The 20,190-nt window shown below is 72.7% G+C and carries 22 protein-coding genes; 12 read left to right on the forward strand and 10 right to left on the reverse strand.

Annotated elements, in window-relative coordinates:
- The first annotated feature begins 13 nt into the window (after positions 1-13).
- Positions 14-2,176: a LuxR C-terminal-related transcriptional regulator gene (locus ACWC5O_RS38635; protein WP_450583705.1), complete on the forward strand. Its 2,163-nt coding sequence runs from the start codon at positions 14-16 to the stop codon at positions 2,174-2,176.
- Here the strand turns inward: ACWC5O_RS38635 and bioD are convergent.
- Genes bioD through bioB form a run of 3 tightly spaced genes read right to left on the reverse strand, consistent with a single transcriptional unit; the run spans position 2,173 to position 5,381 of the window.
- Positions 2,173-2,889 carry a dethiobiotin synthase gene (bioD, locus tag ACWC5O_RS38640; RefSeq protein ID WP_450583455.1) on the reverse strand — a complete coding sequence of 239 codons (717 nt, stop codon included), beginning with the start codon at positions 2,887-2,889 and terminating at the stop codon, positions 2,173-2,175. The genes ACWC5O_RS38635 and bioD overlap by 4 nt on opposite strands.
- A gap of 1 nt (position 2,890) precedes the next feature.
- Positions 2,891-4,180 carry an adenosylmethionine--8-amino-7-oxononanoate transaminase gene (locus ACWC5O_RS38645; protein ID WP_450583457.1) on the reverse strand — a complete coding sequence of 430 codons (1,290 nt, stop codon included), beginning with the start codon at positions 4,178-4,180 and terminating at the stop codon, positions 2,891-2,893.
- Complete coding sequence (bioB, locus tag ACWC5O_RS38650) at positions 4,173-5,381, reverse strand: biotin synthase BioB (protein WP_450583458.1); 1,209 nt, start codon at positions 5,379-5,381, stop codon at positions 4,173-4,175. Before bioB ends, ACWC5O_RS38645 begins: the two co-directional genes overlap by 8 nt.
- Before the next feature lie 147 nt (positions 5,382-5,528).
- Here bioB and ACWC5O_RS38655 point away from each other — a divergent pair, with 147 nt between their 5' ends.
- A complete protein-coding gene (locus tag ACWC5O_RS38655; protein ID WP_450583460.1) occupies positions 5,529-6,656 on the forward strand; it encodes an 8-amino-7-oxononanoate synthase in 1,128 nt (375 codons plus the stop codon).
- Positions 6,657-6,737: 81 nt separating this feature from the next.
- Here the strand turns inward: ACWC5O_RS38655 and ACWC5O_RS38660 are convergent, their stop codons facing one another.
- Together ACWC5O_RS38660 and ACWC5O_RS38665 are read right to left on the reverse strand one after the other, a co-directional pair.
- Entirely contained in the window at positions 6,738-6,962 is a 225-nt protein-coding gene (locus tag ACWC5O_RS38660) for a DUF397 domain-containing protein (RefSeq protein WP_386580538.1), read from the reverse strand.
- Between the two features lie 9 nt (positions 6,963-6,971).
- On the reverse strand, positions 6,972-7,832 hold the full coding sequence (locus ACWC5O_RS38665; RefSeq protein WP_450583462.1) for a helix-turn-helix domain-containing protein: 861 nt from the start codon (positions 7,830-7,832) through the stop codon (positions 6,972-6,974).
- A gap of 212 nt (positions 7,833-8,044) precedes the next feature.
- Between ACWC5O_RS38665 and ACWC5O_RS38670 the strand changes: the two genes are divergently transcribed.
- A complete protein-coding gene (locus ACWC5O_RS38670) occupies positions 8,045-8,500 on the forward strand; it encodes an ATP-binding protein (RefSeq protein ID WP_450583464.1) in 456 nt (151 codons plus the stop codon).
- Positions 8,501-8,581: 81 nt separating this feature from the next.
- Here ACWC5O_RS38670 and ACWC5O_RS38675 read toward each other — a convergent pair whose 3' ends face one another.
- Entirely contained in the window at positions 8,582-9,520 is a 939-nt protein-coding gene (locus tag ACWC5O_RS38675) for a LysR family transcriptional regulator (RefSeq protein WP_450583465.1), read from the reverse strand.
- Between the two features lie 83 nt (positions 9,521-9,603).
- Between ACWC5O_RS38675 and ACWC5O_RS38680 the strand changes: the two genes are divergently transcribed.
- On the forward strand, positions 9,604-10,221 hold the full coding sequence (locus ACWC5O_RS38680) for a LysE family translocator (protein ID WP_450583467.1): 618 nt from the start codon (positions 9,604-9,606) through the stop codon (positions 10,219-10,221).
- A 7-nt stretch (positions 10,222-10,228) separates the two neighbouring features.
- Here ACWC5O_RS38680 and ACWC5O_RS38685 read toward each other — a convergent pair whose 3' ends face one another.
- From ACWC5O_RS38685 to ACWC5O_RS38695, 3 genes are all read right to left on the reverse strand, one after another.
- Positions 10,229-10,702, reverse strand: a complete 474-nt coding sequence (locus ACWC5O_RS38685) for a C40 family peptidase (protein WP_450583468.1) — start codon at positions 10,700-10,702, stop codon at positions 10,229-10,231.
- A 571-nt stretch (positions 10,703-11,273) separates the two neighbouring features.
- Positions 11,274-11,582, reverse strand: a complete 309-nt coding sequence (locus ACWC5O_RS38690) for a hypothetical protein (protein WP_450583469.1) — start codon at positions 11,580-11,582, stop codon at positions 11,274-11,276.
- Between the two features lie 8 nt (positions 11,583-11,590).
- Positions 11,591-12,226, reverse strand: coding sequence for an ATP-dependent Clp protease proteolytic subunit (locus tag ACWC5O_RS38695; protein ID WP_450583471.1), 636 nt, complete (start codon positions 12,224-12,226; stop codon positions 11,591-11,593).
- An 87-nt stretch (positions 12,227-12,313) separates the two neighbouring features.
- On the opposite strand from ACWC5O_RS38695, the gene ACWC5O_RS38700 reads away from it, so the two are divergent.
- The 8 genes from ACWC5O_RS38700 to ACWC5O_RS38735 all read left to right on the forward strand — a co-directional run bounded on the left by ACWC5O_RS38700 (position 12,314) and on the right by ACWC5O_RS38735 (position 19,081).
- Positions 12,314-12,595: a type II toxin-antitoxin system Phd/YefM family antitoxin gene (locus ACWC5O_RS38700; RefSeq protein ID WP_450583472.1), complete on the forward strand. Its 282-nt coding sequence runs from the start codon at positions 12,314-12,316 to the stop codon at positions 12,593-12,595.
- A 221-nt stretch (positions 12,596-12,816) separates the two neighbouring features.
- Positions 12,817-13,119: an urease subunit gamma gene (locus ACWC5O_RS38705; protein ID WP_386580556.1), complete on the forward strand. Its 303-nt coding sequence runs from the start codon at positions 12,817-12,819 to the stop codon at positions 13,117-13,119.
- Positions 13,120-13,129: 10 nt separating this feature from the next.
- Complete coding sequence (locus ACWC5O_RS38710) at positions 13,130-13,441, forward strand: urease subunit beta (protein ID WP_450583474.1); 312 nt, start codon at positions 13,130-13,132, stop codon at positions 13,439-13,441.
- A complete protein-coding gene (locus ACWC5O_RS38715; protein ID WP_450583476.1) occupies positions 13,434-15,155 on the forward strand; it encodes an urease subunit alpha in 1,722 nt (573 codons plus the stop codon). Before ACWC5O_RS38710 ends, ACWC5O_RS38715 begins: the two co-directional genes overlap by 8 nt.
- Positions 15,155-15,829, forward strand: a complete 675-nt coding sequence (locus tag ACWC5O_RS38720) for an urease accessory protein UreF (protein ID WP_450583478.1) — start codon at positions 15,155-15,157, stop codon at positions 15,827-15,829. Before ACWC5O_RS38715 ends, ACWC5O_RS38720 begins: the two co-directional genes overlap by 1 nt.
- 77 nt (positions 15,830-15,906) lie before the next feature.
- Positions 15,907-16,584 (forward strand): urease accessory protein UreG, encoded by a 678-nt coding sequence (gene ureG / locus ACWC5O_RS38725; RefSeq protein ID WP_450583479.1) that lies wholly within the window; start codon positions 15,907-15,909, stop codon positions 16,582-16,584.
- Positions 16,581-17,339, forward strand: a complete 759-nt coding sequence (locus ACWC5O_RS38730; RefSeq protein WP_450583481.1) for an urease accessory protein UreD — start codon at positions 16,581-16,583, stop codon at positions 17,337-17,339. Before ureG ends, ACWC5O_RS38730 begins: the two co-directional genes overlap by 4 nt.
- 146 nt (positions 17,340-17,485) lie before the next feature.
- Positions 17,486-19,081: an alpha/beta hydrolase gene (locus ACWC5O_RS38735; RefSeq protein ID WP_450583483.1), complete on the forward strand. Its 1,596-nt coding sequence runs from the start codon at positions 17,486-17,488 to the stop codon at positions 19,079-19,081.
- Between the two features lie 51 nt (positions 19,082-19,132).
- On the opposite strand, the gene ACWC5O_RS38740 is transcribed toward ACWC5O_RS38735, so the two are convergent.
- Positions 19,133-20,152, reverse strand: a complete 1,020-nt coding sequence (locus tag ACWC5O_RS38740; RefSeq protein ID WP_450583706.1) for an NAD-dependent epimerase/dehydratase family protein — start codon at positions 20,150-20,152, stop codon at positions 19,133-19,135.
- Positions 20,153-20,190: the final 38 nt, after the last annotated feature.

A 20,190-nucleotide genomic window follows, 5' to 3' on the forward strand; every position in this document is an offset into this window, starting at 1 on the left:
CGTCGATCGTGTGGTGACTCCGGTCAACCCCCCACCCCAGCACCGCACTTCGCCACCGCAGCCCTCGGTGGCCGTCCACACCCGGCTCCTGCGCCTCGTGCACGACGATCCGCGCGCCGCCGCCGAGGCCGTGCCGCGTCTGACCGCGCGTCAGCGGGCGGGCCTGGATCCACTGCCCACCGAACCAGCCTTCCTGGCACCTGAGTTGCTGCGCGTGCTGCGCCGGGAGATCCGCGCCCTGCCGGACGACACCCGGCGTCTGCTCCTCCTCGCCGCGGCGGACCAGCATCCGGTGGCCGCCCACGCCTACCTGCGCGCGGTGGCGGCGGCCCGCCTGGACACCCGCCCGCTGGAAGCCGCCGAGGCGGCGGGCGTCGCCCAGGCCACTGCCGCAGGCGTCGTGTTCCGCGACGAGTGGACGAGGACCGCCGTCTACGAGGCCGCCTCCCCGGCCGACCGGCGCGAGGCCCACCGGCTGCTCGCCCGGGTGCTCGGCGGCGGCGAGACCGCCCGCCGGGCCTGGCACCGGGCGGCGGGCGCCCTGGGCCCCAGCAGACGGCTCGCGGCCGAACTCCGGACCGCGGCGGACCGCGCCCGCGCGACCGGCCAGCCGGCCTTGGCCGGTGCCCTCGCCGAACGCGCCGCCACCCTCTGCCCCGACCCGCGCGAACAGGCCCGCCTCCTGGCCCGCGCGGCCACCGACGCCTGGCACGCGGGCCGGCCCGACCGGGCCCACCGCCTGGCCTCCCGCACCGACACCCCCGCCCTCGACGGCATCCTCGCCCTGCGGGCGGGCAACGCGGCGGAGGCCTTCGACACCCTGCTCGCGGCGGCAGCCGGCAGCAGACGCCCCGCCGAATCCGCCGAGTCACTGATCCTGGCAGCCGAAGCCGCCATCTACACCGGCGACTTGAGGCGCACCCACGAGGCCGCCACGCTCGCCCACCGCCTGGCCGTCCCACCCCCCGGCATCCTGCCCGGCCTCACAGCGGCGGCCGAGGGCGACTACGAGACCGCCCGCGACCTGCTCAGGGAAACGGCGGGGCGCAGCGGGCCCGGGGGCGATCCGGCCGCCGGCAGCACCCCCACCCTCCTCATCCACGCCGGCATCGCCGCCCTCATGCTCGGTGATCACACCCGTGCCGCCACCGCCACCCTGCGTGCCGCCGCCGCGGCACGGGCTCGGGGCATGCCCGTGATCGAGGCTCAGGCCATGGAGTTCCGTGCGTACGCCGACTTCTGGACCGGGCGCACTCGTGCCGCCGAGGTCGCAGCGCGGGAGGCCCTGCGGCAGGCGTACGCCACCGGGCACGACAACGGGGCCTGTCATCTGCGGGCCGCCCTCGCCATGTTCGCGGCGGTCACCGGGGACGAGGAAGGCTGCCGGGCGCACGCGGCGGCCGCGCGCTCGCACGCCCTCGCCCGTGGTCTCGGTCTGCCCGCCGCGCTCGCCCAGTGGGCGCTGGCCTTCCTCGACCTCACCACCGGCCGTTTCCCCGCCGCGGCGGCCCGGCTGCGCGCCCTCGCCGGATCCGGCCCCGGACACGGCCACCGCGCCATCCGGCACCTGGCCACCCCGCACTACGTGGAGGCCGCCGTCCGCACCGGCGACACCCGGGTGGCCCGTGCCGCCCATGCCGACCACGAGCGCTGGGCAAGGGCCGTGGACAGCCCCGACGACCTCGCCCTCAGCGCCCGCTGCCGGGCCCTGCTCGCACCCGGCACCGAGGCCGTCGAGCACTACCGGACCGCCCTCGACCTGCACGCCCGGGGCACCCGCGACCTCGAACGCGCCCGCACCGAGCTGCTGTGCGCGAGCGTCCTGCGCAGGCTGCGCCGCCGCGCCGAGGCCCGCGACCGGCTGCACAGCGCCCTTGAGGCCTTCGAGTCCTTCGGCGTCCCGCACTGCGCGGCCCAGGCCCGGGCCGAACTCCGCGCCCTCGGCACACCCGTGCCCGCGCCCACCGCGACGGACCCGGCCGCCCTGCTCACCGCCCAGCAGCTGACGGTGGCCCGCATGGCCGCGGAGGGCGCCACCAACCGCGAGATCGCCGACCGGCTCGCCCTCAGCCCCCGCACCATCGACCACCACCTGCGCGGAGTCTTCGCCCGCCTGGGCATCCGCTCACGGATCGAACTGGTACGCCTGCTGGACGCCTCCACGGGCACCGACTAGGGCGCCTCCCGGATTTGGAACGCCTCCGCGTCCCATGCCCCGTACAGGCGCGGGGCCAGCCACTCCGGTGCCGCCGTGCGGAAGTCGGCGGGCGGGAGTGCCCCGGCCCCTGCGGGCAGTGCGCCGAGCAGCGGGGCGGCGGCCACCTCCGGCAGGTCCATGACGTTGCAGCGGGAGGCGAGGTCGGGGGCGTCGGGCCAGCTGCCGATCACCACGCCGGCCAGCTCCAGCTCGCGCGAGCTCAGTTCACGGGCCGTCAGTTCCGTGGTGTTCAGCGTGCCGAGCCCGGCGGAGGCCACGACCAGCACGGGCGCGTTCAGCAGCCGGGCCGCGTCCGCCAGCGTCCCGCCCGCCGCGTCGAACCGTACGAGAAGCCCTCCCGCCCCCTCGACGAGCACCAGGTCGTGCTCGGTGGCCAGTTTGGCCGCGGCCTCGGCCACCTCGTGCGGATGCACCGGGGCCATCCCGGCCCGCCGGGCCGCCGTACCCGGAGCCAACGGCTCGGGGTACCGGGCCAGTTCGGCGGCCGTGACGGGACCGGCGAGCCGGGCGACCTCGTCCGCGTCGCCGCGCTCGTCCGGCCGTACCCCCGTCTGCGCGGCCTTCAGCACGGCCACCGACTGCCCGGACGCGAGCGCCGCGGCGGCGACGGCCGCGGTCGTGACCGTCTTGCCGACCTCCGTGCCCGTCCCCGTGATCACCAGTACCGGCATCTCATCCCTCCCGCGCCGCGGCGCACACCGCGCGCGCGATCCGTGCCACGTCAGCGTCGTCCGTGACGTACGGCGGCATCGTGTAGACCAGATCGCGGAACGGGCGCAGCCACACGCCCTCCCGCACCGCGGCCCGGGTGGCCGCGGCCATGTCCACCTCGTGGTCGAGCTGGACCACGCCGATGGCGCCGAGGACGCGGACGTCCTTGACGCCGGGAAGGTCCGCAGCCGGAGCGAGCCCCTCGCGCAGGCCCGCCTCGATCCGCCGGACCGCCGACCGCCAGTCCTGCCCGAGCAGCAGCTCGATGGAGGCGCAGGCCACGGCCGCCGCCAGCGGATTGCCCATGAAGGTCGGCCCGTGGGCGAGCACCGGCACCTCGCCCCGCGCGATGCCGTCCGCGATCCGGGCCGTGCACAGCGTCGCCGCCATCGTCAGATAGCCGCCGGTCAGCGCCTTGCCCACGCACATCACGTCCGGGGTGACGCCCGCGTGCTCCGCCGCGAACAGCGCACCCGTGCGCCCGAACCCGGTGGCGATCTCGTCGAACACCAGCAGCACGTCGTGCGCGTCGCACGCCTCGCGCAGCACCCGCAGATAGGCGGGGGAGTGGAACCGCATCCCACCCGCACCCTGCACCACCGGCTCCACGATCACCGCGGCCAGCTCGTCGGCGTGCCGCTCGATCGTCGCGCGCAACTGCTCCGCGTACGACTCCTCGTACTCGGCCGGAGGCGGGCCCACGAACACCTGGCGCTGGAGCACGCCGGTCCACAGCTCGTGCATCCCGCCCTCGGGGTCGCACACCGACATCGGCTGCCAGGTGTCGCCGTGGTAGCCGCCCCGCCAGGTCAGCAGCCGTCGCTTGCCGGGGCGGCCGAGCGAGCGCCAGTACTGCAGGCACATCTTCACGGCGACCTCGACCGACACCGACCCGGAGTCGGCCAGGAACACATGTTCCAGGCCGTCGGGAGACATGTCGACAAGGAGCTTCGCCAGCCGTACGGCGGGCTCGTGCGTGAGCCCGCCGAACATCACATGGCTCATCCGCCCCAGTTGCTCGCGCACCGCCTCGTTGAGGACCGGGTGGTTGTAGCCGTGGATCGCCGACCACCACGAGGACATGCCGTCGACGAGTTCGCCCGAGCCGTCCGACAGCCGCAGCCGGACCCCGCTCGCCGACTCCACGACGAGCGGTTCGGCACGCCCGGGCATCGGACCGTACGGATGCCACACGTGCCGGCGGTCCAGCTCCAGCAGCTCGGGCACGCTCAGACCGGACGGGTCAGGCATTGGGCGCGAGGTCCGTTCCGGCACCCCGGCGGCGGACGGAGACCAGGTCGGTGCGCGGCTCGTTCGTGGCCGGCACGGACGCCGTACCGCACACGTCCGCTCCTTCGTGCGAACCGCAGACGGATCCGCACCCGGCCTCGCCGTGCGACCCGCAGCCCGCGTCGGCGTGCGACCCGCACCCGCCCCCGACCGCCGTGGCCCGGTGCTCCGGCAGCGTCACCTCGCCGGCGCCCTCCACCTCGAACCCGGCGTCCGCGATCATCTCCAGGTCGGCCCTGCCGGCCTGGCCCTCGCTGGTCAGGTAGTCGCCGAGGAAGATGGAGTTGGCCAGGTTCAGCGCGAGCGGCTGCATCGTGCGCAGGTGGACCTCGCGGCCGCCCGCGATGCGCACCTCGACGTCGGGGCAGACGAAGCGGACCATCGCGAGGATGCGCAGGCAGCGCTGCGGGGTGAGGTTCCACTCCGCCGAGAGCGGGGTGCCCTCCATCGGGATGAGGAAGTTCACCGGAACGGAGTCGGGGTCCAGCTCGCGCAGCGACAGGACCACGTCCACCAGGTCCTCGTCGGTCTCGCCCATACCGGCGATGAGACCCGAGCAGGCGGACAGTCCGGCGGCGTGCGCCTTCTGCACGGTGTCCACCCGGTCGGCGTACGTGTGGGTGGTGGTGATGTCCCCGTACGTGGCCTCGGAGGTGTTCAGGTTGTGGTTGTAGGCGTCCGCGCCCGCCTCGCGCAGCCGTTCGGCCTGGCCGTCGGAGAGCAGGCCGAGGCAGGCGCACACCTCGACGTCCTCGTTCTGGCCCTTGATGGCCTTGATGGTCTCGGAGACCCGGTCCACGTCCCGGTCCGTCGGGCCGCGGCCGCTGGCCACCAGGCAGACGCGCTTGGCGCCCCCGGCCAGGCCCGCCGCGGCGGCCTGGGTGGCCTGGTCGGGCTTGAGCCAGGTGTACTTGAGGATGTCGGCCTTGGAGCCGAGTCGCTGGGAGCAGTAGGAGCAGTCCTCCGGGCACAGCCCGGACTTCAGGTTGACCAGGTAGTTGAGTTTCACGCGCCGGCCGAACCAGTGCCGGCGCACCTTGCCGGCCGCGGCCACCACATCGAGCAGGTCGTCGTCGGAGGTGGCGAGCACGGCGAGTGCTTCCTCACGGGTCGGCAGCTCGCGCCGCAGCCCCTTGTCCACCAGCGTGTTCAGCAGGTCCATGAGGCCCGATCCTGTCCTACGGGACCGCTTCGGGCCAAGGAGAGTTTGCACAACGAAGACGGATCACCGTGTGGGTATTGCCACACCCTGGGTGGTCGGCCGTGCCGCTAGGGTCTGTCCGCTACCTACAAAAGCCCCGGAGGACCCATGGCGTTCGGCTGGATCGACGAGCAGGCCGAGGCGCGCCGCCGCGCCGGACTCGTACGGACCCTGCGCCCGCGCCCCGCCGCCTCGCCGCTGCTGGACCTGGCGAGCAACGACTATCTGGGCCTCGCCCACCACCCCGAGGTCGTCGAAGGGGCGGCGCGGGCCGCCCGGACCTGGGGCGGCGGCTCCACGGGCTCCCGGCTGGTCACCGGCACCACGGAGCTGCACACCGAGCTGGAGCGCGAACTGGCCGACTTCTGCGGGTTCGAGGCTGCTCTCGTGTTTTCGTCCGGTTATGCCGCGAACCTGGCCGCGGTCACCGTGCTGGGCCCGCACGGCTCCCTGATCGTGTCCGACGCGGGCAACCACGCCTCGCTCATCGACGGCTGCCGGCTCGCCCGCGGCGCCACGCAGGTCGTCGGGCACGCCGACCCGGAGGCCGTGGACAAGGCGCTCGGCACGCACGGGGGAGAGGCGATCGTCGTCTCCGACACCGTGTTCTCCGTCGACGGGGACGCGGCCCCGCTGGCCGCGCTGGCCGAGGCGTGCCGGGAGCACGGCGCGGGGCTGGTCGTGGACGACGCCCACGGTCTCGGTGTGCTGGGCGACGGCGGCCGGGGCGCCTCGTACGCGGCGGGTCTCGCGGGTGCCGGGGACGTGGTCGTCACGGCCACGCTGTCCAAGTCGCTGGGCAGCCAGGGCGGGGTGGTGCTGGGTCCGGCCCGGGTGATCGACCATCTGGTCAACGCGGCCCGGACGTTCATCTTCGACACGGGTCTGGCCCCCGCGGCCGTGGGGGCGGCGCTGGCGGCGCTGCGGCTGCTGCGGCGCGAACCGGCGCGGGCGGCACAGGCCCGCGCGGTCGCCGCCGAACTGCACGCACGCCTGACCGCCGCGGGTCTGGAAGCGGTACGTCCGGACGCCGCGGTGGTCTCGGTGCGGGCTCCGTCCCCGGAGCAGGCCGTGCGCTGGGCGGCCGACTGCCGTACGGCAGGCCTGGCCGTGGGCTGCTTCCGTCCTCCTTCCGTGCCCGACGGCATCTCACGGCTGAGGCTGACCGCCCGCGCGGACCTCTCCGGGGCCGAGATCGAACGCGCTGTACGTGTGATCGGCGAGACGCGACCATGAGTCGGCGTGACACGGCCGGGCATCGCACGAAAGTGATCGGATCTGATCAGTAGGGGTCGGTCGGGTCGGGTGGGAACGGGATCATCGGAGCGCGGTCACGAAGCCCGCCCAGCTCCCGGGGGAGAAGAGCAGCGCGGGTCCGGCCGGCTTCTTGGAGTCGCGCACGGCGAGCAGCCCGGCCCAGCGGCCGGAGTGCGGCCGGGCCGTCTCCACGCAGTTGTTGGCTCCCGTGCTGTAGCTGCTGCGCAGCCAGCGCACGTCGTGCAGATCGGTACTGGCAGGGACGTTCCGAGGCAGTGCTGGCATGGTGCCTCCTTACGCGCCGTCACCTATCCCGGCGATGTAATCCAACGAGTCCTCGGGTGAAAGGGCGTGGATCTGAAGGGTGTTGAAGGCCTCCAGGTAGGCCTTGAGGTCTTCTTTCCGTTCCAGGTAGAGGCTACTCGTCAACTGGTCAAGAACAACCACATCCAGATCAGAAGTGCTCTGGAATGAGAAAATAACGAAAGGCCCGGTGAGGCCGACATGCGCACCGGCGGCGAACGGGAGCACCTGGAGGCGCACTTGGGGCAGGCAGGCGCACTCGACCAGCCGGGCCAGCTGCCGTGCCATCACCTCCGGCCCGCCGATCTCGCGCCTGAGCACCGCCTCGTCCAGTACGGCGCTCAGCTCCAGCGGGGGATCGGCGCGCAGCACGTCCTGCCTGGCCAGCCGCACCTCCACCAGCGCGTCCAGGCGCTCCTCGTCCACCCCGTCCAGAGCCGCCCGGGTGACTGCGCGGGCGTATTCGGGCGTCTGCAGAAGGCCGGGAACCACCGTGGTCTCCAGGGTGCGCATCCCGGTCGCCTGTGACTCCAGACTGATGAAATCGCGGTACGTGGGCGGCAGGATGCCACGGTAGGCGTGCCACCAGCGGCTGCGGCCGCCCGCCTCCTCCGACCCCGCCAACATCAGCAGCAACTCACGCAGCTGGCCGTCCCGTTCCCCGTAGGCGTCGAGGAGTATCCGCACATCGGCCGGTTTCACCCCGCTGGCACCGGTCTCGATGCGGCTCACCTTCGACTGGTGCCAGCCCACGAGACGGGCCGCCTCACCGCTGGTGAGCCCCGCCCCGGTGCGCAGTGCACGCAGTTCGGCGCCCAGTTTGCGGCGGCGCACCGCGGGACCGTTCTGCATGGGTTACTCCTTACTCCTTCCGGGCCGCCCAAATACGGTCTCGCGTCGCAGAGTTCACCGCTTTGAGCGACAGATATATGCATATCCCGGTGGATCGCTCCCCTGACCGGCCCGGTGATGGCAGTCTGGCGAACAAGCACCAGTCCGGGACCGTACTCGAACCATCCGCTCCTCGTCGGACTGCGGTCCCGTGGGAAAGGGACGACGCCGCCATGGCAGACCATCTGGAAGCATCCGTCACTCTGCCGAGCGATCCCGCCTCGGTCTCCGCGGCCCGCTCCTACGTGGTGGGAACCCTCGAGGAGTGGGGCCTGCCGTCGGACACCGAAGTGGCCGACACCGTGCGGCTCATCGTCTCCGAGCTGGCCACCAACGCCGTACAGCACACCTTCGGACAGTCACCCACCTTCACGGTCGACCTCGCGCTGGACTGTGACGAACACCTGCGCATCGGCGTCACGGACAGTCATCCGCGCTTTCCGAAGAGACTGCCCGCCGCCGTCCAGCAGGACAACGGGCGCGGCATGGTCATCATCCGCTGGCTCACCGCCGAGTGCGGCGGCAAACTCCGCGTCCGCCCCACCCGCGAGGGCGGCAAGACCGTCTCCATCGAACTCCCCTGGACCATCCCGGCAGAGCCGGTCACGGCGGGACAGCCGGAGCTCTAGGCCCTGTCCAGCCCGTCCCCGCTCGCCCCTGCTGAACCGCCTCGGCAGCAGGCGGCCACGCCCACTCGGCCGGGCGAGGGTTCACAGGGACGGTCGCTGACGCACCGGCGTCTGCCCGGCGCGGCCGAACGCCCCGTGCAACAGGGCCCGGAACGCCTCCGCCGCCGGAGCGGCCTCGTCGGGCCGGAAGGCGACCGAGATCGTGCGGCGCAGCCGTCCCGCCTCCAGCGGCCGCACCCCGACCGGAGTGACCGCGGTCCGCGCCACCATCTCCGGAACGACGGCCACCCCGAGCCCCGCGCTGACCAGCGCGCACACCACGGCGTACCCGGGGGTCGGCACCAGCAGCGCAGGAGTGGCGCCCGCCTCGGCGAGCAGGGCCTCCACCTCCCGCCGGGCCGGATGGTGCGGGGCCATGCTGATCAGCGGCTGCCCGGCCAGCCGCTCCAGCGGCAGCCGGGACGAGGCGCTGCTCAGCGCATGACCCGGGGCCGTCACCAGCACCAGCTCCTCCACCAGGACCGGCTCCAGAGCGACCGAGGCCGGCACCGCAGGGGCATCGCCCGGCTGGTAGGCGTGGGTCAGTGCCAGATCCACCTCACCGGCCGCCACCGCGAGGACCCCGGCCGGCGGGTCGTAGTCGGCGACCGACAGCTCGACGTCCGGGTGTGCCCGGCGGAACGCGCTCAGCGCCGGCGGCAGCAGATGGACGCCCGCGGTCGGGAAGGTGCCGAGCCGTAGCACCCCGCCCGACAGGCCGGTCAGCCGGGCCAGTTCGTGCCGGGCCTGCTCCAGCTCGTCCAGCACCCGGCGGGCGCGCGCCACCAGCACCTCGCCCGCCTCGGTCAGCCGGGCTCCGCGGTGATGCCGTACCAGCAGCGCCGTGCCCGCCTCACGCTCCAGCTTGGCCAGCTGCTGGGAGAGGGCGGGCGGCGTGTAACCGAGCCGGTCGGCGGCCCGGGTGATGGAGCCCGCCTCCGCCACGGCGACCAGCGCGGCCAGCCGCGTGGGGTCGTACATGGGACCAGCCTAAAGCACTGCTTAAGGCCAACCCTTCTCATTCGAAATACCTGCTGAAGGCTCTCGCCGTGCACGCTGGCCGTATGGACGGACAGCTCATCGCCTTCACCGGGATCGCCGCCGGACTCGTCGCCATGCCGGGCGCCGACTTCACGGTGGTCGTACGCAACGCCCTGGTCTCCCGCCGCGCCGGTGCGGTCTGCGGGCTCGGCGTCGCGGGCGGCCTCCTCGTGCACACCACGCTGGCGGTGGCCGGAGTCGCGGCCGTGCTGGTCGCCGTACCCGCGCTCTTCCGCGCGCTGCAGCTGCTCGGCGGCGTCTACGTGCTGCAGCTCGGCGTGCGGACCCTGTGGTCACTGCGGCGGCCCGCCGAAGCTTGCGTCGAGGCGGCACCGTCGGCCACGCGCCCGCTGCGGCAGGGCTTCGTCACCAACGTCCTCAACCCGAAGGCCTCGCTGACCTTCCTCAGCCTGCTGCCCCAGTTCGTGCCGTCCGGCGGCTCCGCCCTGCCCAGGACGCTGCTGCTCGCGCTGATCGTCTGCACGCTGGCGCTGGCGTGGTTCCAGGTGGTGGCCCTGCTGGTGGACCGGCTCGGCAGGTGGCTGCGCCGGCCCCGGGCCGCCCGCATGCTGCAGACGGGCACCGGGGCGGCGCTCACGGTGCTCGGAGCGGCCCTCCTGCTGGAGCCGCTCCTGCCCTGAGCCCGGGTCAGCTGACCCGGCCGTACCAGACGCTCCTGCTCCAGATCCTCTCCAGCCGCACCACGGCCCCGGTCTTCGGGGCGTGCCAGATCTTGCCCTTCCCGGCGTAGATGCCGACGTGGTAGACGCTGGAACCCGAGTGGAAGAACACCAGGTCGCCGGCCTTGCGGTTCCTGGCCGAGATGTGATGGGTCTTGTTGTACTGCTGGGCGGCCGTGCGCGGCAGCTTCTTGCCCGCCTTCTTGAACGAGTAGAGCGTCAGCCCCGAGCAGTCGAACCGACGTGGCCCGGTGGCCCCCCATGCGTACGGGGCACCCTTCTTGGAGGCCGCGACCTGGAGTGCCTTCGCGGCCGTGCCGGCGGCCGAGGCGTCGGTGGCGAGGCCCGGGACCACGATCGAGCCGCCCACGGCGGCGAGGGTGAGGGCCGAGGCCGTACCGGCCCGGGCCATGAGCGACGGGACACGATTGAGCGCAGTCATGCGCAACCCTTCGTCAGCCGCCTGTGAAGGATGACCTGTCGGATTCGGGCTGGCGAAGTTGCCCGGCCGCGTTGCCGCGGCTTCACCCCAAGGGCTGCTCGGTGCGACCGCCCGTCCGTGCGACGAACGTCCGCGCCGGCGACCCGTCTTGCTCGGGTCCTCCACTCCTGCCGATCCACTCCTGTCGACCGGTCATCCAGGGCGGCGGCAGGACTCGGCGTCCGCCCGGATCGCCCCGCCGCGGTGGCGGGGGCTTGTCGTCAGACAGGGATCTTCACTCACAGGAGTCGGAAAATCCCAATGGAATCGGGGATTTGTGGCGTTACTCACCACTCACCCGTTCGGGTGGACGCTGCTCTGTTCGAGGCACCGTCAGTTCCCGCGCGTAGCCCCGGACCTGGGACGAAGCAAATTCCCGCCGACCTCGAACCGGCGTACTGCGCAAGCCGGCAGACCCGGAAAATGTTTTGAAGATACGCCGGCCGGGGGTACGTCGTTCGGACCGTTTCGAGTCCGGCTCCGGAGGGTCCGTCGACACGAGGGTCCCGTCGGAGCCGGACGGGCGTCCGGATCAGCCCACGCAGTCCGGCGGGAGCACGACGCGGGCGGTGCGGCGCTCGCCGTCGAGCACCCTCAAGGCCTGTGCCAGCGTGTCCCCATGCAGCTCCGTTTCGCCGCGCTGGTGCATGAGGGCGAGCGCGTCGCGCAGCTCGGACGCCTTGCGCACCAGGGCCTGCGCCGCGCGCAGCCCGCGGTAGGTGTCCCCGGACTGCGCCGGGTTGATCCGGCCCAGCAGGTCGATCGCCTCCAGATAACGGTCGATCAACTCGCCCTCGGCGCGCGTCAGGGCGGGCAGCGGCGGAAGCTCCGGTGGCAGCATCGGCCGGCTCACCGCGCGTGCTGTGCGCCGGGGGTGTCCCTGCGGTTCGGGACGACGCCGTCCACCAGGCCGTACGCCAGTGCGCCCGGCGCGTCCAGCACCAGCTCCCGCTCCAGGTCCTGGTGGACCTGTTCCGGGGTGCGCCCGGTGTGCAGGACCAGCATCTCCTCCATGAGCGTGCGCGTCCGGGCCAACTCCTCGGCCTGGATGACGAGGTCGCTCGGCTGTCCCTGGGCCGGTTCGGGCAGTGAGGGCTGTTCGAGCACCATGCGCGCGTTCGGCAGCGCGAACCGCTTTCCCGGTGTCCCGGCCGCGAGCAGTATCGCGGCGGCCGACGCGGCCTGGCCCAGGCAGTAGGTCTCCACGTCGCAGGTGACGTACCGCATCGTGTCGTGGACCGCCGTCATCGCGCTGAACGAGCCGCCCGGGCAGTTGAGGTACAGCGTGATGTCCCGGTCCGGGGCCGCGTGTTCGAGGTGCATGAACTGTGTGATCACGTCGGTCGCCGCCGTGTCGTCGAGCGGTGTTCCGAGGAGGACGACTCGGTTCTCGAACAGCTTCGAGTAGGGATCGCGCGTGCGGTGGCCCGTGCTCGTGCGCTCGGTGAACTCGGGCAGGACGTGGCGGGCGGACGGTCGGGTCATGGGCATATCCCTTCCTCGCGACAGGGCCTGTGGCGGCCTCTCTTCTGTAAAAAATGTACAGGACGTACGTGACGTTAGAATGGGGGCATGGCCTACGAGATTCCGGTGACGCAAGCCAGGGCTGAGCTCGCCGACCTGATCAACCGGGTGGTGTACGGCGGTGAGCGCGTCGTCGTGACGCGGCACGGCAAGCCGCTGGTCGCGCTGGTCTCGGCCGCGGACCTGGAACGGCTCGACGCCCTCGACGAGCCGGGCGAGGAGCAGCAGGTGGTCACCTCGGTGTCCCGCGTCCGCGAGGTCGAACCCGCGGCCCGGGAGCGGCAGCGCTTCGGGATCGCGGCCGAGCGCCGGGGGCCCGGCGTCTCGTAGCCGGGTATGTGCGGGCCCATCGCGCAGTCATGTGTTGATCAAGGACTGGTTAACGTCGCTGAAACTCCGGCGAACTAGCCTGCCGATCCACGCCACCAGGGGTTTTTCTGCCCGCATCGATCACGTTCGGGCGAATTTGTCTGTGTGTTACACCTATCCCGTCGTGGTGGCTGCGGCAACCGGACCCCGCACGGTCCGGAGCAAGGACTGTGAGGTGGGACGTGCAACTGACCCCGCACGAGCAAGAGAGGCTGCTGATCCACGTGGCGGCCGACGTGGCCGAGAAGCGCAGGGCCCGTGGGCTCAGGCTCAACCACCCGGAAGCGGTCGCCCTCATCACGTCGCACATCCTCGAGGGCGCGCGTGACGGCCGCACCGTCGCCGAGCTGATGTCCTCCGGCCGCAAGCTCCTCACCAGGGAAGACGTCATGGACGGCATCCCGGAGATGATCCACGACGTACAGGTCGAGGCCACCTTCCCGGACGGCACCAAGCTCGTCACCGTCCACGAGCCGATCATCTGAGGGGGCCGCGATGATTCCCGGAGAGGTGCTTTTCGCGGACGGCCCCGTCGTCTGCAACGAGGGCCGCGAGGTCACCCGGCTGACCGTCCTCAACGCCGCCGACCGGCCCGTCCAGGTCGGCTCCCACTACCACTTCGCCGAGGCCAACCCCGGCCTGGAGTTCGACCGGACCGCCGCCCACGGCAAGCGGCTGAACGTCGCCGCCGGCACCGCCGTACGCTTCGAGCCCGGCATCCCCGTCGCCGTCGAACTCGTGCCCCTCGCCGGCGCCCGGATCGTGCCCGGACTGCGCGGGCGGACCGGAGGCGCGCTCGATGCCTGAGATCTCCCGCGCCGCCTATGCCGACCTGTTCGGCCCCACCACCGGCGACCGCATCCGGCTCGCCGACACCGACCTGCTGATCGAGATCGAGGAGGACCGATCCGGCGGCCCCGGGCTCGCCGGTGACGAGGCGGTCTTCGGCGGTGGCAAGGTCATCCGCGAGTCCATGGGCCAGTCGCGCGCCACGCGCGCGGAAGGCACCCCCGACACCGTCATCACCGGTGTCGTCATCGTCGACCACTGGGGGATCGTCAAGGCCGACGTCGGCATCCGCGACGGCCGGATCACCGGCATCGGCAAGGCCGGCAACCCCGACACCATGGACGGTGTCCACCCCGACCTGGTGATCGGCCCCGAGACCGAGGTCATCGCCGGCAACGGACGGATCCTCACGGCCGGCGCCATCGACGCGCACGTCCACTTCATCTGCCCGCAGATCGCCGACGAGGCGCTCGCCTCCGGCATCACCACCCTGGTCGGCGGCGGCACCGGACCGGCCGAGGGCTCCAAGGCGACCACCGTGACGCCCGGACCCTGGCACCTGGCCCGCATGCTGGAGGCGATGGAGCAGTACCCGCTCAACATCGGCTTCCTCGGCAAGGGCAACACCGTCTCGCACGAGGCGATGCTCTCCCAGATCCGCGGCGGCGCCCTGGGCCTCAAGCTGCACGAGGACTGGGGCTCCACCCCGGCCGTCATCGACGCGGCCCTGACCGTCGCCGAGCGCACCGGCATCCAGGTCGCCATCCACACCGACACCCTCAACGAGGCCGGTTTCGTGGGCGACACCCTCGCCGCGATCGCCGGCCGGGGCATCCACGCGTACCACACCGAGGGCGCCGGCGGCGGGCACGCGCCGGACATCATGACCGTGGTCTCCGAGCCGCACGTGCTGCCCAGCTCGACCAACCCGACCCGGCCGTTCACCGTCAACACCGCCGAGGAACACCTCGACATGCTGATGGTGTGCCACCACCTGAACCCGGCGGTCCCGGAGGACCTGGCCTTCGCCGAGTCCCGGATCCGGCCGTCCACCATCGGCGCGGAGGACATACTCCACGACCTCGGCGCGATCTCGATCATCTCCTCCGACTCCCAGGCCATGGGCCGGGTCGGCGAGGTCGTCCTGCGCACCTGGCAGACCGCGCACGTCATGAAGCGGCGGCGGGGCGCGCTGCCCGGCGACGGTCGGGCGGACAACCGGCGAGTACGGCGCTACGTCGCCAAGTACACGATCAACCCGGCGCTCGCCCAGGGCCTGGCCCGCGAGATCGGCTCCGTCGAGACCGGCAAGCTCGCCGACCTGGTGCTGTGGGAGCCCGCGTTCTTCGGGGTCAAACCGCACCTCGTCATCAAGGGCGGCCAGATCGCGTACGCACAGATGGGTGACGCCAACGCCTCCATCCCGACGCCGCAGCCGATCCTGCCCCGGCCGATGTACGGGGCGATCGGCCGGGCGCCGGCCGCCAACTCGTTCAACTTCGTGGCACCGGCGGCCATCGAGGACGGGCTGCCGGAGCGGCTTCAGCTGGGCAAGCGTTTCGTCGCCATCGACTCGACGCGCGGGGTGACCAAGGCGGACATGCGGGAGAACGACGCGCGTCCCCAGGTGCGGGTCGACCCCGACAGCTTCGCCGTGCACATCGACGGCGAGCTGGTCGAGGCGACTCCGGCCGCCGAACTGCCCATGGCCCAGCGTTACTTCCTCTTCTGATGTCCAGGGCAGCACTGCTCGTCCTGGCCGACGGCCGCTTCCCCGCCGGAGGGCACGCGCACTCCGGCGGGGCGGAGGCCGCCGTCAGGGCGGGACGGATCACCTCCGCGGCGAGCCTGGAGGACTTCTGCCGCGGGCGGCTGCACACCGCCGGGCTGGTCGCGGGCGCGCTGGCGGCCGCCGCCGCCCTCGGCGTCGAACCCCGCGAGCTGGACGCGGCCGCGGACGCCCGCACCCCCTCGCCGGCGCTGCGGGTCGCCGCGCGCAGGCTCGGCCGGCAGCTGATGCGAGCCGCGCGCGCGAGCTGGCCGTCGGCCGAACTCGACGCGCTGGCACAGGAGTTCCCCAAGGGCGCCCATCAGCCGGTGGTGCTCGGAGTCGCGGCGAGGGCGGCCGGCCTCGGCCCCGTGGACGCCGCGTACTGCGCGGCGTACGAGAGCGTGAGCGGGCCGGCGACGGCCACGGTCCGTCTGCTGAGCCTCGACCCGTTCGACGCGACGGGAGTTCTGGCCCGGTTGGCTCCGGAGCTGGATCGCGTCGCGGACGCGGCGGTGGAGGCGGCGCGGAGGGTGGCCGACGAGGGAGTCGATGCGCTGCCCGCCGCGGCGGGGCCCATGCTGGAGGTCGGTGCGGAGTGGCATGCGACCTGGCCCGTGCGCCTGTTCGCGTCATAGATCTTCCCACCCACCCGACTCGGTCGGGCAGCGAGTGGCCGTGTCCACACGAAGCCTCTCAACCATTGGAGCCGTACATGCACCTCGACCACACCCACGACGGCCCCGCCGCCGTAAGTGCCGACGCCCGCCGCCCTGACGGCTCCCGCCGCGCGCTGCGCATCGGGCTCGGCGGCCCCGTCGGGTCCGGGAAGACCGCGACCGTCGCCGCGCTGTGCCGGGCGCTGCGCGACCAGCTGTCCCTGGCCGTCGTCACCAACGACATCTACACCCGCGAGGACGCCGAGTTCCTGCTCCGGGAAGCCGTGCTGCCGCCCGAGCGGATCACGGCCGTGGAGACCGGAGCCTGCCCGCACACCGCGATCCGCGACGACATCTCCGCCAACCTGGAGGCCGTGGAGGACCTGGAGGACGAGGTCGGGCCGCTGGACCTGATCCTCGTCGAGTCCGGCGGGGACAACCTCACCGCCACCTTCTCCAAGGGGCTCGTGGACGCGCAGATCTTCGTGATCGACGTCGCGGGCGGCGACGACATCCCGCGCAAGGGCGGCCCCGGCGTCACCACCGCAGACCTGCTGGTCGTCAACAAGACCGACCTCGCGCCGTACGTCGGTTCCGACCTCGCCCGGATGGCCGCCGACGCCAAGGCGCAGCGGGCCGAACTCCCGGTCGTCTTCCAGTCGTTGCGCGAGGAGCCCGGCGTCGCCGATGTGGCCGCGTGGGTGCGGGAGCGGCTCGCCGCGTGGGCGGCATGACGGCGACCGGCGTCCGGGCGCACGCGCGGATCGTCGCCCGCGCCGACGGACGCGGCGGTACGGCGCTGCCCGTGCTGGACGGCGAGGGCCCGCTGGCACTGCGCCGCACCCGGGCCGCCGGCGGCGAGGCACGGGTGATGGTCGTCGGCGCGATGAGCGGCCCGCTCGGTGGCGACCGCTTCGCGCTGGACGCGCGGGTGGAGGAGGGCGCCCGGCTGCACGTCGGGTCGGCCGCCGCCACCATCGCGCTCCCGGGTCAGGGCAAGGGCGAGGCCCGCTACGTCGTACGGCTGGACGTGGCCGAGGGCGGCGAGCTGCGCTGGCTGCCCGAGCAGCTGATCTCGGCCGGCGGCAGCGACCTGTACGTCACCACCCGGGCCGAACTCGCCGCCGGGGCACGGCTCGTGCTGCGCGAGGAGCAGGTGCTCGGCCGGGTCGGCGAGGAACCCGGGCGGCTCACCAGCCGGCTCACGGTGCGCGTCGCGGGCCGGACCGTACTTGACCAGGAACTGTCCTGCGGGCCCGGGGCGCCGGGCGGCTGGGACGGGCCCGCCGTGCTCGCGGGACACCGGTCGGTGGGTCAACTGATAGTCGTAAGGCCCGAGTTCGCCGAGCAGCCGGTTGCGGCGCGGATGCTGGGGGAGTGCGCCGCGCTGGTACCGCTCGCGGGACCCGCCGTACTCGTCAGCGCGGTGGCCCCCGACGCGCTCGGGCTGCGGCGGCTGCTGGACGAGGCGCTGACCCTGCTGGCCTGAAATGGTGCATGCCCCGCTCAGCGGGACGTGATCGTCCGTTTATCGGATTGGTAAAGAAACGCCTGCGACCCCTGTTCTCAGACGGCTCACAGCCGAGAGGATCCCCGCCTGACCACTCGTAGAACTTTGTTGGGGGAGGGGCCCACTTGAGGGAGAACAGACCGAAGAGCCGCCTGCTGGCGCTCGGTTCGGCCGGAGCATTCGTCACCGCGACCCTGATAGCCGGCGCGGTGTCGGCTCCCGCGGCCAGTGCCGACAGCCGCCACGGACAGGACCGTGAGGCCAGGGGCGCCCGGATCGCCGCCGCCCGCGCCGCCAAGGCCGGCATCGACTGGCAGGACTGCCCCGCCGACTGGGGCCTGGAGAAGCCCATCCAGTGCGGCTGGGTCTCCGTGCCGCTCGACTACGCCAAGCCGTACGGCAAGCAGATCAAGCTCGCCGTCGACCACATCGGCAACACGGGAACCCCCGAGGAGCGCCAGGGCGCCCTCGTCTACAACCCGGGCGGTCCCGGCGGCTCCGGTCTGCGCTTCCCGCGCCGGGTCACCACCAAGAACGCCGTCTGGGCGAACGTCTCGAAGGCCTACGACTTCGTGGGCTTCGACCCGCGCGGTGTCGGCCACTCGGCGCCCATCTCCTGTGTCGACCCGCAGGAGTTCGTCAAGGCGCCCAAGGCCGACCCGGTCCCGGACACCGAGGCCGACAAGACCGCGCAGCGCAAGCTGGCCCGCGAGTACGCGCAGGGCTGCGCCGAGCGCAGCGGCGCCATGCTGCCCCACATGACCACGCCGAACACCGCCCGCGACCTGGACGTCATCCGCGCCGCGCTGGGCGAGAAGAAGCTCAACTACCTCGGCGTCTCCTACGGCACCTACCTCGGCGCCGTCTACGGCACCCTCTTCCCGGGCCATCTGCGCCGCATGGTCGTGGACAGCGTCGTCGACCCGTCGCGCGAGAACATCTGGTACCAGGCCAACCTGAACCAGGACATCGCCTTCGAGGGCCGCTGGAAGGACTGGGAGAACTGGGTCGCCGCGAACGACGCAGCCTTCCACCTCGGCACCACCCGCGCCGCCGTCCAGGCCAAGTGGCTCGAACTGCGCGCCACCGCCAAGAAGAACCCCATCGGCGGGGTCGTCGGCCCGGCCGAGCTGATCTCCTTCTTCCAGAGCGCCCCGTACTACGACTCGTCGTGGGTACCGGTCGCCTCGGTGTTCAGCAAGTACGTCGCCGGTGACACCAAGGCGCTCGTCGACGCGGCCGCCCCCGACCTGTCGGACACGGCCGGCAACATCAGCGCCGAGAACGGCAACGCCGTCTACACCGCCGTCGAGTGCGCCGACGCCAAGTGGCCCACCAGCTGGCGGAAGTGGGACCGGGACAACACCCGGCTCAACAAGGACTACCCGTTCATGACCTGGGCCAACGCCTGGATGAACCTGCCCTGCGCCACCTGGCCGGCCAAGCAGCTGACCCCGGTGGACGTCAAGACGCACCGTGGCCTGCCGCCGGTGATGATCGTGCAGTCCACGCGTGACGCGGCGACCCCGTACCCGGGCGCCGTCGAACTGCACAAGCGCTTCAAGGGCTCCCGTCTGATCACCGAGGAGGGCGCGGGCTCCCACGGTGTGACCAGCCTGGTCAACCCCTGCATCAACGAGCGGGTCGACAGCTACCTGATCGACGGCAGGCTGGACACCGCCGACGTGACCTGCGCGCCGCACGCGACGCCCAAGCCGTAACCCCTCCGGTACGGCGACGAGGGGCGGCCGGACTCTCCGGCCGCCCCTTCGTCATGTCCCCGCCGGCCAGGCGTCCTCGGCCGCGTAGTCGAAGAGGTCGGGATAAGCCCGCGCCAGCAGCGGAAAACACTCCCGCCAGTCTCCCTCGGCGGCGAGCCGCTGCCGCAGCCACTCCACCGTCTCCGGCAGGCTCTCCTCGTACGACACCACGGGCCGGTAGCCCAGCTCCCGCTCGGCGGCGGACATGTCGAAGACGACCGGCAGCGGCACCGACCATGGAGTGCGGCCCACGGATCCGGCGGGCGGCGGACCGGCCACTAGTGTCGTCTCCGGCTCCGCGCCCATGACCGCGTCGATCGCCGCCCCGATCCCGGCGACCGTCGGCGCCTGCGGATCACAGGCGTTGAGCACCCGGGACCCGGGGCGGGCCGCGGCCAGCCGGACCAGTTCGGCGATGTTCCGGGCGCTCGCCGGATGGAACCGGCTCTCCCCGCGGAACGCGAGCACCCGCCTGCCCCGCCCGTCCAGGTGCCGCTTCACGAAGTACAGCTCGCGGGGGAGCGGACTGTACGGCCCGTGCACCGCGCCCGCCCGCAGCACGGTCGTCGGCAACTCCTCGCCCTTCGCGTGCAGTTCACGCTCCAGGGACGCCTTGCGGGTGCTGTAGGTCGCCTCGCCCGGCGCTACCGTCGGCTGCGTCTCCGCGACCGGCACCGGGTACGCCGGGAAGCCGTCGGGCTCGTCCAGGGTGTCGAAGCCCCGCCCCTTGCCGTCCTCGTACACCGACACGCTGGAGACCACGACCGCTGCGCCGATCCGGCCCGCGAGGTCCGTCAGCTGCCGTGCGTGCCCGGCGTCGTACGCGACCATGTCGACCACCAGATCGCAACCGTCGCCCACCACGGCCGCGAGCGCCCCGTCGTCGGTACGGTCCAGCCTGACCGCCCGCACCCCCTCGCCCCACGACCCGTCCCGGCCACCGCCCCGCGAGGCGGCCGTCACGTCCCAGCCGTCCCGTTCCAGTGCCGCCACCGCCGGACGGCCGATCTGTCCGCTCGCCCCGATCACCACAGCCCGTTTCATACGGCGAGCCTAGGCGCGCGGCACGC

This window comes from Streptomyces sp. NPDC001450 (genome assembly GCF_053597295.1).